The 19032-nt window shown below is 43.6% G+C and carries 13 protein-coding genes; 9 read left to right on the top strand and 4 right to left on the bottom strand.

The window, feature by feature from the left end; all coding sequences use genetic code 11:
* Nucleotides 1–157 precede the first annotated feature (157 nt).
* From IH598_08020 to IH598_07990, 7 genes are all read left to right on the top strand, one after another.
* Nucleotides 158–643, top strand: coding sequence for a PaaI family thioesterase (locus IH598_08020; protein MBE0638451.1), 486 nt, complete (start codon nucleotides 158–160; stop codon nucleotides 641–643).
* A gap of 155 nt (nucleotides 644–798) precedes the next feature.
* On the top strand, nucleotides 799–2313 hold the full coding sequence (locus IH598_08015; GenBank protein ID MBE0638450.1) for a fibronectin type III domain-containing protein: 1515 nt from the start codon (nucleotides 799–801) through the stop codon (nucleotides 2311–2313).
* Nucleotides 2314–2513: 200 nt separating this feature from the next.
* On the top strand, nucleotides 2514–4142 hold the full coding sequence (locus IH598_08010) for a hypothetical protein (protein ID MBE0638449.1): 1629 nt from the start codon (nucleotides 2514–2516) through the stop codon (nucleotides 4140–4142).
* Entirely contained in the window at nucleotides 4139–5506 is a 1368-nt protein-coding gene (locus tag IH598_08005; GenBank protein ID MBE0638448.1) for an LPP20 family lipoprotein, read from the top strand. The genes IH598_08010 and IH598_08005 overlap by 4 nt, the downstream gene beginning before the upstream one ends.
* A 79-nt stretch (nucleotides 5507–5585) precedes the next feature.
* On the top strand, nucleotides 5586–6257 hold the full coding sequence (locus IH598_08000; protein MBE0638447.1) for an ATP-binding cassette domain-containing protein: 672 nt from the start codon (nucleotides 5586–5588) through the stop codon (nucleotides 6255–6257).
* Between the two features lie 73 nt (nucleotides 6258–6330).
* Nucleotides 6331–7524 (top strand): ATP-binding protein, encoded by a 1194-nt coding sequence (locus IH598_07995; GenBank protein ID MBE0638446.1) that lies wholly within the window; start codon nucleotides 6331–6333, stop codon nucleotides 7522–7524.
* Nucleotides 7525–7563: 39 nt separating this feature from the next.
* Nucleotides 7564–8778, top strand: a complete 1215-nt coding sequence (locus IH598_07990) for a T9SS type A sorting domain-containing protein (GenBank protein MBE0638445.1) — start codon at nucleotides 7564–7566, stop codon at nucleotides 8776–8778.
* Between the two features lie 163 nt (nucleotides 8779–8941).
* Here IH598_07990 and IH598_07985 read toward each other — a convergent pair whose 3' ends face one another.
* The 3 genes from IH598_07985 to IH598_07975 form a co-directional block, all read right to left on the bottom strand.
* Complete coding sequence (locus IH598_07985) at nucleotides 8942–10315, bottom strand: redoxin domain-containing protein (protein MBE0638444.1); 1374 nt, start codon at nucleotides 10313–10315, stop codon at nucleotides 8942–8944.
* A gap of 108 nt (nucleotides 10316–10423) precedes the next feature.
* Nucleotides 10424–12991, bottom strand: coding sequence for an immune inhibitor A (locus IH598_07980; GenBank protein MBE0638443.1), 2568 nt, complete (start codon nucleotides 12989–12991; stop codon nucleotides 10424–10426).
* Between the two features lie 395 nt (nucleotides 12992–13386).
* The gene (locus IH598_07975) at nucleotides 13387–14136 is read right to left on the bottom strand and encodes an XdhC family protein (GenBank protein MBE0638442.1); all 750 of its coding nucleotides are present in this window, start codon (nucleotides 14134–14136) and stop codon (nucleotides 13387–13389) included.
* On the opposite strand from IH598_07975, the gene prmC reads away from it, so the two are divergent.
* Entirely contained in the window at nucleotides 14084–15046 is a 963-nt protein-coding gene (prmC, locus tag IH598_07970; protein ID MBE0638441.1) for a peptide chain release factor N(5)-glutamine methyltransferase, read from the top strand. The two genes, IH598_07975 and prmC, sit on opposite strands and share 53 nt — an antisense overlap.
* 291 nt (nucleotides 15047–15337) lie before the next feature.
* Here the strand turns inward: prmC and clpB are convergent, their stop codons facing one another.
* Complete coding sequence (gene clpB / locus IH598_07965) at nucleotides 15338–17920, bottom strand: ATP-dependent chaperone ClpB (protein ID MBE0638440.1); 2583 nt, start codon at nucleotides 17918–17920, stop codon at nucleotides 15338–15340.
* A 556-nt stretch (nucleotides 17921–18476) separates the two neighbouring features.
* On the opposite strand from clpB, the gene IH598_07960 reads away from it, so the two are divergent.
* Nucleotides 18477–18848, top strand: coding sequence for a CoA-binding protein (locus tag IH598_07960; protein ID MBE0638439.1), 372 nt, complete (start codon nucleotides 18477–18479; stop codon nucleotides 18846–18848).
* Nucleotides 18849–19032 lie beyond the last annotated feature (184 nt).

The raw sequence follows: 19032 nt of genomic DNA, 5'->3' as shown, positions 1-19032 counted from the left end.
CAGAAATAAAATTTCTCCACTAATTTTGCGTGTAACCTGAACACAAAGTAATTTTGAATTCAGATGAAAATAATCTGAAAGGGTTAAGATGAACTCCAGATGAAAATAGAAAAGGAAAATTTTTACTTTTGATCCCTCAAATAAAATGAATCAAGACATGGATCAAAAAGCTTTTCAGGATTATTATCCCGACGATTTCAACCACTGCTACGGCTGTGGCGGATTAAATGAACATGGTCACCAGATAAAGAGTTATTGGGATGGTGATGAGGCAGTTGCGGAATTTACGCCAAAACCCTGGCATACTGCCTTGCCAGGATATGTTTACGGAGGTTTGATTGCCTCGCTGATCGATTGTCATTCGACTGGAACCGCTGCAGCAGCGCTTTACCGCCATGCCGGTCGCCCAATGGACTCCGAGCCGCCTTTTCGCTGTGTAACAGCCTCCCTTCATGTGGATTACCTCCGCCCTACACCGATTTACGGCCCATTGAAACTCAGAGCAACAGTTGAGAAAATCGAAGGAAACCGTGTTACGGTAAAAGTCAACCTCTACGGTGGTGGGGAACTTTGTGCAAAAGGAGAAGTGCTGGCAGTTGCAGTGAACGAGAAATGGGTGAACAAATGGATCAGGCAGGAGTAAAATTTTGTGGTTAGTTGGGTGTCGAAGGATTTTATCAAGAATTTTTTTTAATGAATCTATAGAGAATTTGATTTTTGTCAGATTCTTTTAGCCTGCCGGAGGGTTGTATTTTTTTTTAAAATGATTTATTTTTGCAAAAATCAATCTTCCATATGATGAAATCCAAAGTTTTAACTATTATTTTGTGTGTTGTCTCCGGAATAAATTTCGTAGCTCTTTACGCTCAAAATCCAAAAAGCCAACATGATCGTAAGTTTTTCACAGCCTGCCCTGGCAGTCCTACGGTAGCTGATATTGATGGAAATATTTACAATACTGCGCTCATCGGTGAACAATGCTGGATAAAGGAAAACCTTAAAACTACAAAATACAGCAACGGAACAAGCATTGATTACCCCGGAACAAATAATGGAGCATGGAGCAGCAACACTGACGGGGCGTATGCCTGGTACAGTAACAGCATTTCATGGAAAGATAGCTATGGCGCTTATTATAACTGGTATGCAGTCAACAATGCTAATGGGCTTTGCCCCTCTGGATGGCATGTTCCTGATGATGAAGAATGGAAAATTCTGGAAGGAACTGTCGACAGTTATTATGGCGTTGGAGACCCGATCTGGGATCAAACCGCATGGCGGGGTTACGATGCCGGTAAAAATTTGAAATCGACAATCGGCTGGAGTATAAATACTGGCAGTGATTTCTACGATTTTACTGCAATCCCTGCTGGATACCGGCATACCGACGGCTCATACATCGCATTGAATACTTATGCTTTTTTCTGGTCTTCCTCCGAGAATTATCCATCAGTAGCCTGGAGCCGACATCTGGCTTACAATAACGATGGTGTCCGCAGGTTGTTTAATCCTGAAACTTTTGGATTTTCGGTGCGCTGCGTTAAAAACCCGGAGTCAGGATCATGTCTGCCACCGTCAAATCTCATCCTCGAAGATGTATCTTGCAACTCATCCACGATTGCATGGACTCCCAACGCGAATGAAGATTCCTGGGATTTAAAATATGGTCCGACAGGTTTTGATCCTCAATCTGAAGGAACAGCAGTTGAAGGAATCACAGAAAATCCGGTTTTAATTGAAGGCCTGGCGCCCGGCGAAAGCTATGATGTTTATGTTCGGGCAGTTTGCTCAGATGATGAAAAAAGTGATTGGAGTTTACCATTAAATTTAGAAACTCACTCGTTGCAGATGATAAGCCTTCCTGCCGGATGGAGTGGACTGTCTTCTTTTTTAGTCCCGAATACCGGGGCTTTGGAAGTATTATTTGAGAACTTTATTGAGCAGATAATCATCGTTCAAAATGAAACCGGCATATTCTGGCCGAACGGAAATGTGAATACACTGGGTGAATGGAACAGCATGGAGGGGTACCAGATAAAAGTGAGTTCTGCCATAAATTTTAACCTTGCTGGCTACCCGGTAAGTAACAATACTATTCAACTTCAAACCGGTTGGAATTTAATACCTGTGCTGTCTGACTCACCGGTGAATCCTGAAATTTTGTTTGATGGAACGAATGTGATCCTGGTTAGGGATGCAGTAGGTATAACTTTGTTTTGGCCGGCATTAGACATTAACACGATCGGGTTTTTAACCCCCGGTAAATCATATTTTGTTATGATGGGCAGTCCTGATGAAATTACTTTTCCATGATTGATCTCTTTTATCAGCAAATGATTAAAATCTGTCAGCTTTTTTCTTATCTTATTAATTATTCCTACGCAAGATGGATGAATTTTGGATCTTAATCATTATGCCTGATAAGCCATACTTTATCTTGCATGATTATTGAATACAATCTTTCCAGACAGTTCAAAAACAATTTCTAATTTTACCCTCCAAAATTTTTACGTATGGGTTATCGATTTTTACCTGTGATTCTTGTTTTTTTCATTCTTTCGATGTTTCAGGCGGGGTGTACAGTGAAGAAAATGGCCAAACAGGCTGCCCAATTCGAATCTGTCGGAATGTTTAAAGAAGCTGCCGATCTTTACTACCAGGCATCCATAAAAAAACCGCAGGCTGTTGAATACAAAACCGGTCTGAAACGTTCGGGACAGATGTATCTTGAAGACATGGCCTCCGGGATCAACCATGCCTTTAATCGTGGTGATTACAAAAAAGTTGTGTACGATTATTTGTCTATGCAGGATTTTACTGCAAAAGTCAAACGTACCGGAATGGATCTCAATATCGACTACTCCACCCAGCGTCTATATGAAAATGCCAGTGAGCTTTACCTTACCGAGCGCTATGAGCAGGGGCAAAAACTGATTACTGACCAAAGTTATGAGGAAGCAAAGAAGGTTTTTTCCGAAATTCACCAGATCAAACCCGATTTCAGGGATACAAAGAACTACCTGAACACTGCCACACTTGAGCCGATGTATCAGAACGGATCGAATTTGTTCAGCCAGCGTAAATATATGGATGCCTATCGGGAGTGGGAAAAGGTGTCGAATAGAGACCCCGGTTACAAGGATGTGAAAAACCTGATGCAGCAGGCGCTAAGCGAGCGATACAAGGAAGGTACATTATTGCTGATAGACGAAAATTTCGATGCTGCTGCCATTGCGCTTGGAGATGTTTACCGCATCAACTCCGGCTACCTCGATGTCAGGAGCCAGTATTTTGAAGCCTGCAACGAACCCATTTACCGGCGATCCAATCAACAGCTGACTGCAGGAAAATGCAGAACTGCTTATTTTGGTTATGATAATATCATCAAAGATGCAGGTGATTACAAAGACTCACGCACATTAAAGGAACAAGCCCTCGCCTGCGCTCAATATCCGGTAGCGGTTCATTCAGGCAGTATGCCACAATACAGCAGCGATGGCAAAGAGTTTGAAAATGTGATGCTTGATCATCTGCTAAAATTGAACGATCCGTTCCTGAAAATCCATAAACTATCGGTGATCAACAGTAAAATTGATAACTCCTTCCGGGGTAATCCAGGCTCTTTTGACCGATCTCAACTTAAGGAACTACACGATCGAAATGGGATCAAAGCGGTCTTGATACTGAGCTTTTCCGAATATACCAAAGTTGAGGGTAAGTTGGAGAAGTTTACCAAGACCGGCTTTGAACGCCAGGTGATGAAATCGACAACAGGAGAAACGACTTTCTACGATAAAAAAGTAACTTATATTGAATACATGAAAAATAACGGTACTTCACTGACCATGAGCTACCAGCTGATATCCACCCTGACAGGTGAGATTCTCCTTTCACAGAGACTGGAAGGTAATGAGACAGATAAAATGCACTATGCCACTTATGAGGGAGAACAAAAAAACCTTTACCCGGCAGCACTCCGAAACAATACCTATTCACTTGATGACAGGAATTACTCCTCACTGCAATCCCTTCTAAAATCAGATGCACGAATCACATCAGCAGATAAACTCCGGGATAAAGTTTTTGTTGATTTATCAGAAAAAATCGCGAATGCTGTAAAAAATTTCAATCCTGAAAAATGAAAACTATTGTTGGAATTGCATTGCTGGTATTGCTTTTAGGCTGTTCTTCAGGTAAGAAATCCGGAAGCAGCGACGCATTGAAAAATGCCCCTGCCTGGGCAAAACAAACACCCAATGACCCTTTTTACTACCATGGAGTTGGAATGGCTTCAAAGACCGGGCAGGTGGATTTTCGTGAACGCGCCAGGCAGAGCGCCCTTTCTGAAATGGCTGGAAATATTTCAGTGAACATTTCCTCCTCCTCTGTACTCAACCAATTTGAGTTTGACCGGACATACAGCGAATACTTCCGCGATAACATCAAAATGACGACCCAACAGCAACTCGAGGGGTTTGAACTGGTCGAAAATTGGGAAAATGATCAGCAATACTGGGTTTACTATCGGTTATCAAAAGCCCGTTGGGAACAGATCAAACAAGATAGGATCAACAAGGCATTAGGGTTATCACAGTCTAAGTTTGAACAGGCCAGAACCTTCGGGCGGCAAGGAAACTCAGCCGATGCCCTGAGGTTTTACATCCGGTCGGTTGAAGATATCCGCGATTTTTTAGGGGAAGACCTCAAAGCTACCATTGACAATGAAGAAAAACCCTATGCCACAGCCCTTATGGCCGGATTAATTGACCAGGTTCAGCAACTGAAGGTTGTTTTTCCACATGACAAAATAGTACTTAAACCCGGCACATCAGGCGCAAATACACAGATTGAAGCAACCCTTCTGGATGAAAACCAGCGCACGGTGGCAGGCATCCCCATCATTACCAAATTTTCGTGGCTACCCGGCACTCAGGTTGAATCTGTGACCGACGCCCGCGGGAATTTCAGCATTATTTCCGGAAAAATTGACTCCCGCCTAAAGAGTGAGCAAATCACCTCGTGCCTCAACATGGATAAGCTGGTGCGCGATAATACCAGCGACATGATGGTTAGGAAACTTTTCGACGGCGTGAAAGTGAACAGTTTTGTGCTGCCGGTAGAAATCATCCCTCCTGTTTTTTTTATCTCAATAAATGAGAAGAATCTGAATAATCCAATTGTTAATACCGGCCTTGAGGAGGAGATTATAAGATTGCTGAAACAAGATGGTTATGAGATAGCCATGAGTTCAGGGGGTGCGGACTATTCGATATTTGTAGAGTCCAACACAACTGCCGGCAGTGAGCGCAACAACCGCTTTTCGTCCTCGCTTAGGGCTACTTTTTTAATAAAAGATCAATCAGGCAAAACTTTGTTTAACAAAACCATTGACGATGTTTCGGGACTTGGATCAAGCTATATGACTGCCGGCGAGGACGCTTACCGCTCTTTGTTGGGTAAATACAGAATTAATTTTTACCCGGAGATTGTCAAAACGCTCTTTTAAACACTGTTTAAAATTGTTTATCAAAAACCGTTTCAAGTGTGTCTGATCTGTTAAATTCTTAATCACAATTCATTATTTCATGCTGTCTGCTCCTGTCATACACCTTACAAACGCCACTGTTTACCGCAATTTAATACTTACACTTTCGGAGGTTGAGTTCCAGGTTTTTCCCGGCGAATTCATTTACCTGGTCGGGAAAACCGGCAGCGGAAAGACCAGCCTTCTCAAGACTTTGTACGCCGAACTTTTTGTTGATGAAGGAGAAGCAACCATAGCAGGATTTGATTTGCTCAACCTAAAAGTTAAAGAAATTCCGTTTCTGCGGCGAAAATTGGGAATTGTTTTTCAGGATTTTCAACTACTTACCGACCGGACAGTTCAGAAAAACCTTGAATTTGTCATGCGCTCGACCGGCTGGCGTGATAAAGAAAAAATTCAAAAACGTGCCCATGAAGTTTTATCGCTGGTAGGAATTCCGACAAAAGGTTTCAAAATGCCTCATGAGCTTTCGGGAGGTGAACAGCAGCGGGTTTGCATTGCCCGGGCACTGATCAATCAACCTGAGATCATTCTTGCTGATGAACCCACCGGAAACCTTGATCCCGAAACGGCTGAAGAAATTGTTGCCTTGCTTTACGAAATCAGTAAACAGGGCAAATCAGTGATCGTTGCAACCCACAACCACTTCATGATTGATAAATTTCCGGGTAGGGTGGTGAGGATGGACAGAGGGAAAGTAATTTCAAGTTGACATTTTTGATTAATCAGATGAATTGCTGGTCAGATAATCCAGATCAAAATATATTATGTAAATTTGCCAAGCAATGGTAAATTTACATAATATGACTTACATCCCCCGTCAGTCGGAAGATTTGGTAATGAAATATCTTAAAGCTTTCCCGGTCGTTGGTGTTATGGGGCCACGACAATCAGGGAAATCAACCATGCTTAAAAAACTTCTCGGGAACGAATACACTTTCGTTACCTTCGATGATTTACAGGTAAGACAGTTATTTTACGATGATCCGGTAAGATTTTTCAATACCTATTCAAATAAAGTAGTTTTTGATGAAGCCCAACAGATACCTGAATTATTTCCATTTTTAAAAATGGCTGTGGATAGCGATCGGAGTAATTATGGCAAATTTGTAGTTACCGGCTCTGGCCAATTCCTGCTTGGGAAGCATGTGTCTGAAAGCCTTGCAGGCAGAATTGGCTTAGTGCCTTTGTTGCCATTCCAATTAAGCGAAATACCCGAAAATAATCGGATGCATACATTTTATTGGGGTTGCTATCCCGAAATTGTAACAAGGGATTTTTATCTGGCCGATGCCTGGCACAATTCTTACCTGGAAACTTATTTGCAAAAAGATGTCCGGCAATTGCTGAATATTGGCGATATCCATGCTTTTACACTTTTTTTGCGTGCGCTGGCTGCTAACGCATGTCAATTATTCAACCTCTCATCAATTTCGCGGGATACAGGCATCCCGGTGAGCACATTAAAACGCTGGCTTTCGGTGCTTGAAGCATCTTACATCATTTTTCAACTTCAGCCGTATTTCAATAACTTTGGAAAAAGGATCATTAAAAGCCCCAGGATATTTTTCTACGATAACGGACTGCTTTCATTTCTTGTGGGCATAACAGGAAAAGAAGATTGGGAAAGGGGTTTGATGTATGGCGCTTTATTCGAAAATTTGATTGTAGCTGATTTGATGAAGAAGCGTTGGCATGAAGGACAATATTTTCAACTATATTATCACCGGACAAGTAATGGAGATGAGATTGACTTAATCATTGACTTTGGGCAAAATTTTCATTTGGTTGAGATAAAAGCATCACATACTTATAAACCTGCATTTCACAAAGTCATTGAAAAATACAAAGAGTCAGCAAGCCATTCATGGATCGTTTATCAAGGCAAAACCTTTAAAATTGATCATCAAATGATGGCAATTAACTATGAAGAATTCCTCAGTATCAGTGATTGGAAATCCATTGATCAGTACATTTAATCGAAACATACGACCTTTAATCTATTTAAACTATACACAATGAGCATCACTAAAATCATGATTCCATTGCTGTTCTTATTGTTGGTGTTTTTTTTTCAGTTTGCCAGTGCCCAATCCGATCAAAAAATGATGATTATCATCATTGACGGCGCCCGTTACACCGAGACATTTGGTGACCCCGATTATTCCTGGATTCCGCGTATGAAAGCCATTGCTGCTGAAGGAACGATTATCAGCGATTTTCGTAATGATGGTATTACCTATACCAACCGGGCAATTCCTGCCTTGTGGTCGGGTGCATGGACTGAAGTGCGAGACACGGTGTACCAGGGTAAGTTCACCCAATACTCAGTTAAACCCAGTATTTTTGAGTATTACAGAAAGTATAAACAGGAGTCGGCCGACAACTGTTTTTATATCCTGAAGTACTTATCAAGCCTTTGGCTGCCAAGCTTTGATCAAAGTTACGGACCAACTTACTGGCCGACGTTTTACAGCGAAGGAATCGGGGATGAGGGCGTTTGCAACAATACCAAAGCCCTGATGAATGAGGAACAACCCGATTTCATGTGGGTTTATCTTGCCGATGTGGATCATGCCGGTCATAGCGGCGACTGGAATTATTACACCACTACCCTTCGCCGCGCCGACAGCATTGTTGGAGTGTTATGGGACCATGTTCAATCGCTGCCCTATTACCAGGACAAAACCACCCTGATCGTGACCAACGACCATGGCCGCCATGATAACCAGCACGGAGGTTTTACCGGCCACGGCTGCGGCTGCGAAGGCTGTCGCCGTATTCAGTTTCTGGCTGTGGGGCCAAACATCAAACAAAATTTCACCTCTTTCCAGGCAAGAATTTTACCTGATATGGCCGTTACGGCCGCTCATATCCTCGGTTTTGAAATGGAAAAAGCAACTGGCCAGGTGATGCAGGAAATTTTAAAGACAAGTTCAACCCAGGAGGTCGGCGCCAGACACAATTTGAGTTTAAATATAAGTCCAAACCCAACTTCCGGCATGGCGTCGGTAACAGTATTTGTTGGCGAACCATCAGAAGGAGTGCTGTCAATTTTTGAAATTACCGGAAAATTAGTGATATCCCGCAAATTAGGTTTCCTGCAACAGGGAATAAATACTTTTACCATTGGTAACAATAGCCTGTCAGAACAGGAATTGAGTCCCGGAGTGTACCTGATCAGTTTAAAACATGGAGGTGCTGTTGTTTCAGACAAAATGATAGTCCTCTGATCATCTTGCAAGTATTGCAGTATTTTCCTATTTCATACCTGTCAGAAAACTTTTAATGTTGACTCCAACCCTTAATGTAGAAATGATTTTCAACGATTTACTCCCTTTAGGGCGGGGTAATTAAATCGTTGAAAATCAAATTCAGGGTGTTTTCTGTAAGGTACTATTTCAGAATATTCCTTTTGAACAACTCATCCATCAACTCATTGTAGGTAATGGGCTTGGCCAGGATGGTCTGGTCGTTGTACAACAGAAACATGGTAGGGGTGGCAAAAACATCGTACAACTGAACCAATTCCCCTTTCCATTTTTTAAAGTCGCTGATATTTATCCAGTTGTAGTTCCCCTGTTTAAGAAAATTGTCAAGTTCATCATTCGATTCGTCAAGCGAAACAGCGATGATCTCCAGTTTATGGTGATTGTCGGGGAGATAGATTTTTTGCAGATCATTCACCAGTGCATTGCAATGAGGGCACCATGTTGCCCAAAAAACCAACAATGTGTATTCTGAACTGACGGCTGAAAGTGTTATCGGCTTTCCATTGAGATCCGTGGCACTGAAATCAGGTGCTTTGAGCCCAACAGCAAATTTTTTGAGACTTTCCACTTTCTTTTCCAGTTCGGCTTTCCGCTCGGTGTCATAGCATTGCTCGTCAAGGTTGATATTATCAGCGATGTAAGTGATTACCTTATCAAAACCATAGCTGTTGAACCCATTGATGAGGTAATCCATCGCATATTCATAAACCGTCGGACTGGCCTTGGTTCTGGCCATAATCACGCTCACTGCCTTGATAAACTCCACCTGCAACTGGTCTTTGTCGAGGCGGTTGTTTTGGTAGAGCGATAAGTATTGGATCACTTTATTGGCAATCACATTGCTGTATAGCAGTGTAGTATCAGTAAAGTCAACCCGGTCGAAAAAATGTGTTTTCAAAAAATCAACATGCATCTCTTCATTTAGCCCGGTAGCTGGTCTTGGTGTGAAATCCGCATTCACAAGTTTAGCGGCATAAGTGCCTGGATGGCGCGTAATGATATCGTCCACATAACTGTTTAACTGGTTGTTGATCAGGTCGTATTGCGCAGTGATCTGCCCGAAAAAGTTATCGTCCTGCGGGTAGTAACTCAGCAAGGGATGGAGAAGTTCCAGTTTATATTCAGTTTCGTTTCGCTGGTTCAGGTAACCGAAGTAAATCTGGTTTTCCAATGAGTTAAAAAAAACAAGACTGTCAACCACTGATTCGTTGTGGGTTTTAAAACTGATGTTTTCGCTGTTAAAAATGACATCCATAAACTGGTTTTTTCCCCAGCGCAGACGGTACATCCCTGAATAGGCATCCTTTGCAAAGGTATAAGCGAACGACCCATCGGGATGAACTGCTACCGAATCAATCTTCTTATTTTCGCTGCCATAAAAAGTGTGTATTGAAACCATGCCATCGGCGAGTCCCGAAATTTTTCCTGTAAGTGAAAATTGTTGCCCACAGACAAAGATTGGCAGAAACAGTAAAACTGCAACCAGTCGGAAATTCATAGTATTGACTTTTGTATTAAATATTCAGGTTGAAAAATGAGAACAAAAGTATCGAAATTTTGGGAACCGGTTCAGGAACCCGCTTGCAGGTGAAGGAAAAATGAAACACTAGTTTTCTCCAAAAATGAGCAATGCCGGCTGTTTCAACTTAACCAGATAAGCGCCCTTGGGCATAAGGAAATCCAACGTTTGAATGTTTTGATCCGGCCAGAAAACGTTGATTCCGGATGCTTCACGGATTATTTCGATGGTATTGGATGGAATGGTTGTCAATGCTGAAATGGGGAAAGGATATTCAGAAAGCACTGGGATAAGATTCCATCCGGCATTGAGTTCAAGGATGGTGGCCGTTTGTTTGTTACCCGCGAGCATCAGGGTAAAGTCATCTGATGCTTTCAAAAAATATCCTGATGTTTCATCCCACCGGATCAGCCCGCTTTGCTGGTTGCCAGGCTGATAGAATCCGGAGAGGTTTTCGAGTATCATCAGATCGGCGGTATAATTTTGAAAAATATAATTCAGGGAATCATTTTGCGGTACAACTAAATCTGAAATGCTGTTCCAGCCTTTAGTCAGGTTAATCTCTTTCACAGTGTGTTGTGGGTCTAATACCTCAATTTTAAAATCGTCGAAATAAAAACCTGCCCTTCCAACTGTTGCATCGCTTGTGAAAAAGAAACCAAGCATGAGATTACCACCACAATAATTTGTTAGCGAAATCCAATCTTTAAGCCATTCGTTGCTTTCACCCCTGTAAACATAAGTTTCAGGATCGTCGATGACAAAATGATTCTCCATTAGCCTTCCTTTCAATGGATTCCATGTCTGACCGTTATCATCGGATGCCATCAACCTGACATAATCCTTTCCGCCATTCAAATCCCAGGAAGCGTAAAAACTCAGCCATGCGCACTGAGCATCAGAGAGGTCGATAGCCTGTGCCAGTATTATTAGACTTGAATCGTTGTTGGAATAAAAAGTAGAAGGTGCATTGCCAATGGATCGGGTTGGAGAAAATGATCTGGAAGTGGAGGTGTTCCATTTGGTGCTCTCCCAGTTGTTCATGGTTGAGCAATCGTCAAAAAACAGTTGCTGTCCGCTACCAAAGATTTTGACAATCGTGTCGGTAAAGATGAACCCATCTGAACTGACTGTGATGGCTAATTTTATCTCATCGCCTGGTCGCACAGTTGGTTTAAGGATATATTCGACTGAATCTTTGTAAACTTCCAAAAGGTTGCCAGATGCTGAGAATGTTGAATTTTCGATACTAATAAAGGCATCGGTTACAGGTTCGATGGTGACGGTGAAAGGGAGTTCACTGAGACCAAGTCGTTTTATGCCAAAACTGATCCAACCTCTTTGTTTGCTGAGATTTATAGGTGTGAGATCATAAAATGTCGCATAAAACCCGGCGAGTTTTGCAGCCATGATGTTTTGATAAAGATTTTCTTCGCAAAGGGGAATGATGCGCTGCACCGGAGGCCAAAATCCATCGCTGCCTGAGCCCACTTCCGGCGTGAATGAGTAACATAGGGACTTAGTTGTTTGCTCGCCATAAAGCCAGTCGTTCGCATCGCCATTGACAACATACAGCAATGCTCCCGGCACGCCGTAACGATAGTTATTTTCGCGGGTCATCAGGTTGCCGTATTCCTGAAAAAGATCGTGATCGGGTGAAAGAAGGTAAGAGACATATCCCCAGGGTTGCAGCAGGTAGTTCCCATAGCTGTGGTAATTGAGTGCTATCGAAAAATTGTATGATTCGCAAAAGGATTTAATCAATTGTGTTTCCGGCTCCGAAAATGGAGCAGTTCCCCTGTAAGTAAGACTGGACGGGTTAGGGGAGGAGCCAAAATCATTAAAACCCCACATGTACCCGAAATTACGGTTCAGGTCAACACCCATCGACCCGTTTCCATTATCCCGGCGATTCTTGCGCCATAGGCCTCCCCCGGAAGGGTTGGTAGCCTGATTGTAAATGTATGCATCGGGATTGACGCATGGAATAAAGTAGAGTTCAGTGTGATCGACAAGCGAGTTGATTTCATCATCATTCGCGTAATTTTCGAGCAGATAATACATAAAGTACAGCATCTGCTGCATCGAACCCGGCTCGCGACCATGTGTCAACGCGGTGTAAAGCACTCGCGGCTTCGATTGGGTTACCCCGGGATCATTGGAAATCCTGTACCAGTAAATTGGCCTTCCTTCGACGGATTGTCCACCCGGAACACTGTCTTTTACTGAGATCAGGTCAGGGTAAAGCTGATGCATATTGGCGAGGTGCCCCAACATTTCGTTGTAAGTGCAAAAACCTCCCATCGAACCGAGAGAGAAATTTGCAGGTACGGTGTATCTCCCGCTGCGGCGCTGTTCTTCAAGAACCTTTCGGTAATCTACCCCCTCATTTCTTTGTTTGTAAAAGGTTTCCAGATCGTCGATTAAAACCCGGTATTGAACACCGGCTGCGGTAATTCCGGCGATTTCTTCATCCGGAAGCTCCATCCAGATAAAATTGCTGTCCTGAACAAAATCAAATGGCAAACCCAGCCTGGCAATGGTTTCCGGGGACAATGCATGAAGTGGTACCTCAATACGAGAGTATCTTACTGATTGAGCGTGTATTAACAGCGATGCAAGCACCAATAAAATGGTGAGTAGTTTGGTTTTCATTGAAGAGAAAAAAATGACTTTCAGGTATTATCAGTACAAACGTATAAAAAAAATTTCTCTTCAATCCCCTTCAGGGAGTGATTTTGAGGGATAAAATGGCGGTTTTAACCTTTTTTAAATAGCGTCAGCTTAATAACAGTTTTATAGCTGATAATTAACATGTTAAAAATAAAACTTTTTAATATTAATGAAAAGTTTTGAACAGATAATTTTAAAATCCTCGCATTTGATCTTAATAGTTTATGTTTAGTTTCTCAGTGAAACTCTGTGTCTTCTCTGTGAGACTCTGTGTAAAAAAATTAAATCGCTGTGACACAGAGAAACACGGAGAAGGCACAGAGAACCACAGAGACCTGGAATATTCGGTTATTTCTATTTGAGTTTTTCAGCAACCCCTAAATAGAGTTTTTCACATCAATCAACTTTGCAAGGATGCTGATGGCAATTTCTTCGGGGGTTTGGGCATTGAATTTTATTCCGATGGGCATGTCAATCTTTTCGATTTCGGTTGGTGTCAGTATGTTGTTTTCCAGATAGAACCGCTTTGCTTCGGCAACCTTTCGCCCGCTTCCGATCATGCCAAGGAAGGCAAACTCCTTTTTTCCTAAAATGCCGGTCAATTCCTGGTCAAAGGCGTGTTTGTGGGTCACCACCACAAAAAAGGTCCTTTTATCGGATTCAAACTTTTCCCCTTCAGTGATATAATCTCCCAAAATGACCTCAAAGCCAAGCTGCTGCTGTTTTTCAATCAACTCTGCCCGGTTGTCAACATACACTATGCTGAATCCGAAATCCTGTGCGTAGCGTCCAAGTGCCGAACCGACATGCCCTGCTCCAAAAATGACCAGCTTCATAGGAGGGTTCACCGGCTCGATATAAACCTCTACATTCCCGCCGCATTGCATCTGCAGATCGTCTTCCAGGTCGAAGATGAACTTCACGGGCTGTGATTGCCTGCAAACCTTGCGGGCTTCATCAATAACCCGGTGCTCGATACTGCCGCCGCCAACCGTTCCAAAGGTCTCGCCATCCTCAGTGACGATCATTTTTGAACCTGCCTTGCGTGGAGTGGAGCCTGAAGTGTCGGTTACAATGCAGAGTGCGGCGCGCCTGCCTGTGTTGGCTATTTCTTCTAATTTTGCCAAAATTTTTATCATCACATTCAATTTTAATGAGAATCGGGTGAATTTTAAAACAAACAAAATTAAAGATATTCGGGAAACCTACCTGCTGGAGTTGAATAAAATCTACACCGGCAATGAAGCAGCCAGTTTCCTTGATCATATTTTGGAACACCGGCTGGGCATCACCCGGATTCAGCGTGCACTCAATCCTGAATTGCGGCTGAGCGAGTCGGACATGCTCAAGGTTCATTTTGATGTGAAGGAGTTGAAGAAATTCAGGCCAATCCAGTATATTTTCGGAGAAACGGTATTCTTCGGTCTCCAACTTCTGGTTGATGAACATGTGCTGATCCCCCGCCCTGAAACCGAAGAGTTGGTTTTGTGGATTGTCGGCGAACATAAAAATCAGGGACCACTCTCTATCCTTGATATTGGAACGGGAAGCGGTTGCATCGCGCTTGCCCTGAAAAAAGAGCTGCCTCTGGCAACAGTGCAGGGATGCGATGTAAGTGCCGATGCCCTGAAGATTGCCGAAAAAAACGCAGCCGCCAACAACCTTACGGTTAGCTTCTTCCTGATGGACATGCTGAAACCTGACGAATGGACCAGGCAACCGCAGTTTGATGTGATCGTGAGCAACCCGCCGTATGTCACCAATGCTGAAAAGCAACTTATGCAGCCCAATGTGCTGAATTATGAGCCGGCCGGTGCTTTGTTTGTCAGTGATGAGGATCCGTTGGTTTTTTACCGGAGTATTCTCCATTTCGCTGAAAACCAAATCAGGCCGGGAGGAAAAATTTATTTCGAGATCAACGAGCGTTTTGGAGATCAGATGATCCGTTTACTCACTGATGCAGGCTACCAAAATGTTGAACTCCGGAAAGACCTTTCAGGGAAGGATCGGATGATTTCGGGATTGAAGCCATTTTGAGTACCAAATCAGGATGCACCATTCAGATGGTTTGAAAGACTTTTTTCCGGAAAAAATTAAAAGAAGGGGGGAGGAGAGAAGCCAGCCCTGAGGCACGAAGGCTTGCCCGACCCCGACGAAGGAAAAGGCAGGCTTGCCCGACCCCTCCTTCGTCGGGGTCGGGGATGGCAGCCCTTAAATGCCTGAAAAGTCATTTTGAAACCTGACAGTGTCTTCCAGACCTGTCCGTTTTGACGTCAACTTTAGCGATAGCATCGCTTTGAGCGATACTATCGCTATTTAATGATTGATTCATTTGAAATTCAACCCATCCTTACCCGCATCAATAATGATTGTCTCTTCCCGGTTTACTTTGCCGGAAAGGATCATTTTTGAGAGTTCGTTCATCAGTTGTTTCTGGATTACACGTTTCACCGGGCGGGCGCCGTAATGGGGATCGAACCCGGCTTCAGCGATCCATCCGATTGCAGCTTCGGTAACACTGATGTGTACTCCATTTTTCTCAAGCATCTCTTTGAGCAGGTTGACCTGCAGTGCAGCAATCTCCCCGATTTGCCCTGAAGAGAGTGGCCTGAACATGATGATTTCATCCACCCGGTTGAGGAACTCCGGCCTGATGGTTCGGCGGAGCAACTCAAACACTTCCGTTTTAACCTGTTCAAACCTGGTTTCGTCATCTGCCGACTGTGAACCCAATCCTTCCTGAATCAGGTGAGAACCGATGTTGGAGGTCATGATGATGATGGTATTTTTAAAATCTACCGTTCGCCCTTTGTTGTCGGTGAGGCGGCCATCATCGAGCACCTGCAGCAGGATATTAAACACATCAGGATGGGCTTTTTCGATTTCGTCGAGCAGCACTACCGAGTAAGGCTTGCGCCGGACAGCTTCTGTCAGTTGGCCGCTTTCGTCATAACCCACATACCCCGGAGGCGCTCCGATCAACCTGGAAACAGTATGGCGTTCCTGGTATTCCGACATGTCGAGCCGAACCATCGAGTTTTCGTCGTTAAAAAGAAATTCAGCCAATGCCTTGGCCAGCTCGGTTTTACCGACTCCGGTAGTTCCCAGAAAAATGAACGAGCCGATCGGACGTTTGGCATCCTGGAGCCCGGCACGGCTGCGGCGAATGGCATCCGAAACAGCAGCTATAGCCTCTTCCTGTCCAACAACCCTGCGGTGTAGATGGGATTCCAGTTGCAGTAATTTTTCGCGCTCACTTTGCAACATTCTGCTCACAGGGATTCCCGTCCAGCGGGATACGATATCAGCAATGCCCTCTGCATCCACCTCTTCGTTGATCATCGGGCTGTCGCCCTGGGTCGTAGTTAGTTTAGCCTTGAGTTTTTCAAGATCATCTTCAGCCTGCTTAACCCGCCCATAGCGTATTTCGGCTACTTTACCGAAGTCCCCCTCGCGTTCGGCCTGCTCAGCCTGGAACTTCAACTCTTCGATGTCCCGCTTCCGCAACTGAATGGCTTCAACCACCTCCTTTTCTGCCTGCCATTTAGCACGCAACTGGTTACGATTTTCCGACAAATTAGCGATCTCCTGCGAAAGTTCGCTCAGTTTTCCCTGATCTTTCTCTCTTTTAATTGCCTCACGTTCAATCTCAAGGTGCTTTATCCTGCGCTCAATTTCGTCCAGTTCCTCCGGTAATGAATTGATTTCGAGTCGGAGTTTCGATGCAGCTTCGTCAATCAGGTCAATGGCCTTATCAGGCAAAAAACGATCGGTGATATAGCGCTGCGACAATTCCACTGCTGCGATGATAGCTTCGTCCTTGATTCTCACGTGATGATGGGTTTCGTATCGCTCTTTCAGACCACGTAAGATTGAAATGGCATCCAGTGTATCGGGTTCGTTTACTAAAACAATCTGGAAACGCCGCTCCAACGCTTTATCTTTCTCAAAATATTTCTGGTACTCTTTCAAAGTTGTTGCCCCAATTGCCCGAAGTTCACCCCTTGCAAGGGCGGGTTTCAGAATGTTTGCAGCATCCATGGCGCCTTCGCTGGCGCCGGCGCCCACAAGGGTATGAATTTCGTCAATGAACATCACAATTTCACCTTCTGAGTCAATTACCTCTTTCACAACGCTTTTCAGCCGCTCCTCAAATTCTCCTTTGTATTTTGCGCCGGCAATCAATGCCCCCATATCCAACGAATAAATCTGCTTGGATTTGAGGTTTTCCGGCACATCGCCATTGATGATCCGGTGGGCAATTCCTTCGGCAATGGCAGTTTTACCCACGCCAGGTTCACCTATTAATATTGGGTTGTTTTTCGTTCGGCGCGAAAGGATTTGCAGGATTCTCCTGATCTCCTCATCGCGGCCTATCACCGGGTCAAGTTTGCCTGCAGCAGCCAGCTCGTTTAGATTTTTTGCATAGCGGTTCAGTGCATTGTAAGTTTCTTCGGCAGTCTGGCTCCTGGCGCCTGAACCTTTGCGCAGTTCTTTAATGGCCTGTACAAGGCGTTGACGCGTTATTCCGTGTTCCTGGAGTAAGGTAGCCATCTTGTCTTTTCCCGAAATGATGCCTAAAATAATGTGCTCCACAGTCACAAATTCATCGTTAAATTCTTTCAGAAAAGTTAAGGCTTTTTGAAGTGCTGTGTTTGCATCCGGCGAAAGATAAACCTGTCCGCCCGTAACTTTCGGGTAGGTGGCAAGCAACTTGTCAACCTCTCTGACCAGGGAATTTAAGTCAACATCCATTTTTTTCAGCAGAAATGGAACTACATTTTCATCTGACGAGACGATACCTTTAATAATATGTGCATTCTCAATCTGCGGATGCTGCAAACCGGTAGCAATTTCCTGGGCCTTTTGGATGCTCTCCTGCGCTTTAAGGGTGAAATTATTTAAGTTCATAGTTATTCTGTTTTAAAGGTTTTTATTCCGGAGGATCAACAATCAACTTCTTTGCCGTATCTTTTTAATGTAAAAGTGACACATAACCCATTCATTTTTAATGTCTTTTTGTCCGAAAATATAGGATTTAAAAAACTTTGCTCATTTTTTAAATTTGCCTATCACCTTGCTTACCTAAAGATGAAATAAGAAAATTGATCACCAAGTTTGGGCTTTGCGGCTCTCCGCCAAAAAACTCTGCGACCCGTTGCGGCTATTTTAAAGTTTACCGCGGAGTTACGCAAAGTAGGCGCAAAGAACCGCAGAGTATTAAGTTGTAGCTTTGCGGCTCTCTGTGCAAAATCTCCGCGGTTCTCTGCGGTTAATCTTTTTTACAGCGCAGAGTAAATACATATTCGGTATGCAAACGGAGCATCATATTTTCTGATGAATCACAAACAAAATCGAAATCACCTTTTTCAATCAATCGTTACTTTAGCTGATTTCCCTGAAATTTTTTCCTGAAAAAGCAATATTTCGCCCAAGTTTGCATTTGAACTTCATCAAACCTTAGCAGATGGCGGAGTTGAAAAAAACAGTGGTAATAGGAGCCAGCCCAAATCCTTCACGATTTTCATTTAAAGCTGTTCAATTGTTGACAGCTCACGGGCATCCTGTGGAGGCCATTGGAAGACATACCGGCTCAATTGACAACATCATGATCCGGACAGAAAAACCTGTAATTGAAGGGGTGGACACAGTAACCATGTATCTTGCACCTGCAAATCAACCCGCCATGTATGATTATATTCTGCATGTTCTCAAGCCGAAACGTATCATTTTTAACCCCGGAACAGAGAATGATAGATTGGCCAGAATGGCTGAAAATGACGGTATTAAAGTAGTTGAGGACTGCACATTGATCCTTCTCTCCCGGGGATTGTATTAGTACAGGCCAGAAAGTTTTGAATATTCATTACTTTCGTGGCCGGGTTTTGTATCGATTTAGTTTACATCCGAAGTTGTTAACATGTTGATTCGTAGTGTAGTATTCTTTTTAGTGTTCATGCTTGCTTTTGTGACGAGATCACAGGCACAGGAGCCCATGTTGCCCGACACAACACTGGCTTGCC

Source organism: Bacteroidales bacterium (genome assembly GCA_014860585.1).
Lineage (GTDB): Bacteria > Bacteroidota > Bacteroidia > Bacteroidales > 4484-276 > RZYY01.
The sequence above is the reverse complement of the archived record's forward strand: the minus strand, read 5'-3'. Positions and strand labels throughout refer to the sequence as shown.

Excerpts from the sequence above, each read along its gene's own strand:
- IH598_07960 (MBE0638439.1), top strand. The coding sequence starts at position 18,477 with ATGGCGGAGTTGAAAAAAACAGTGGTAATAGGAGCCAGCCCAAATCCT.
- IH598_07995 (MBE0638446.1), top strand. The coding sequence starts at position 6,331 with ATGGTAAATTTACATAATATGACTTACATCCCCCGTCAGTCGGAAGAT.
- IH598_07985 (MBE0638444.1), bottom strand. The coding sequence starts at position 10,315 with ATGAATTTCCGACTGGTTGCAGTTTTACTGTTTCTGCCAATCTTTGTC.
- IH598_07980 (MBE0638443.1), bottom strand. The coding sequence starts at position 12,991 with ATGAAAACCAAACTACTCACCATTTTATTGGTGCTTGCATCGCTGTTA.
- prmC (MBE0638441.1), top strand. The coding sequence starts at position 14,084 with ATGCAGAGTGCGGCGCGCCTGCCTGTGTTGGCTATTTCTTCTAATTTT.
- IH598_08005 (MBE0638448.1), top strand. The coding sequence starts at position 4,139 with ATGAAAACTATTGTTGGAATTGCATTGCTGGTATTGCTTTTAGGCTGT.
- IH598_08010 (MBE0638449.1), top strand. The coding sequence starts at position 2,514 with ATGGGTTATCGATTTTTACCTGTGATTCTTGTTTTTTTCATTCTTTCG.
- IH598_08015 (MBE0638450.1), top strand. The coding sequence starts at position 799 with ATGAAATCCAAAGTTTTAACTATTATTTTGTGTGTTGTCTCCGGAATA.
- IH598_08020 (MBE0638451.1), top strand. The coding sequence starts at position 158 with ATGGATCAAAAAGCTTTTCAGGATTATTATCCCGACGATTTCAACCAC.
- IH598_08000 (MBE0638447.1), top strand. The coding sequence starts at position 5,586 with ATGCTGTCTGCTCCTGTCATACACCTTACAAACGCCACTGTTTACCGC.
- clpB (MBE0638440.1), bottom strand. The coding sequence starts at position 17,920 with ATGAACTTAAATAATTTCACCCTTAAAGCGCAGGAGAGCATCCAAAAG.
- IH598_07990 (MBE0638445.1), top strand. The coding sequence starts at position 7,564 with ATGAGCATCACTAAAATCATGATTCCATTGCTGTTCTTATTGTTGGTG.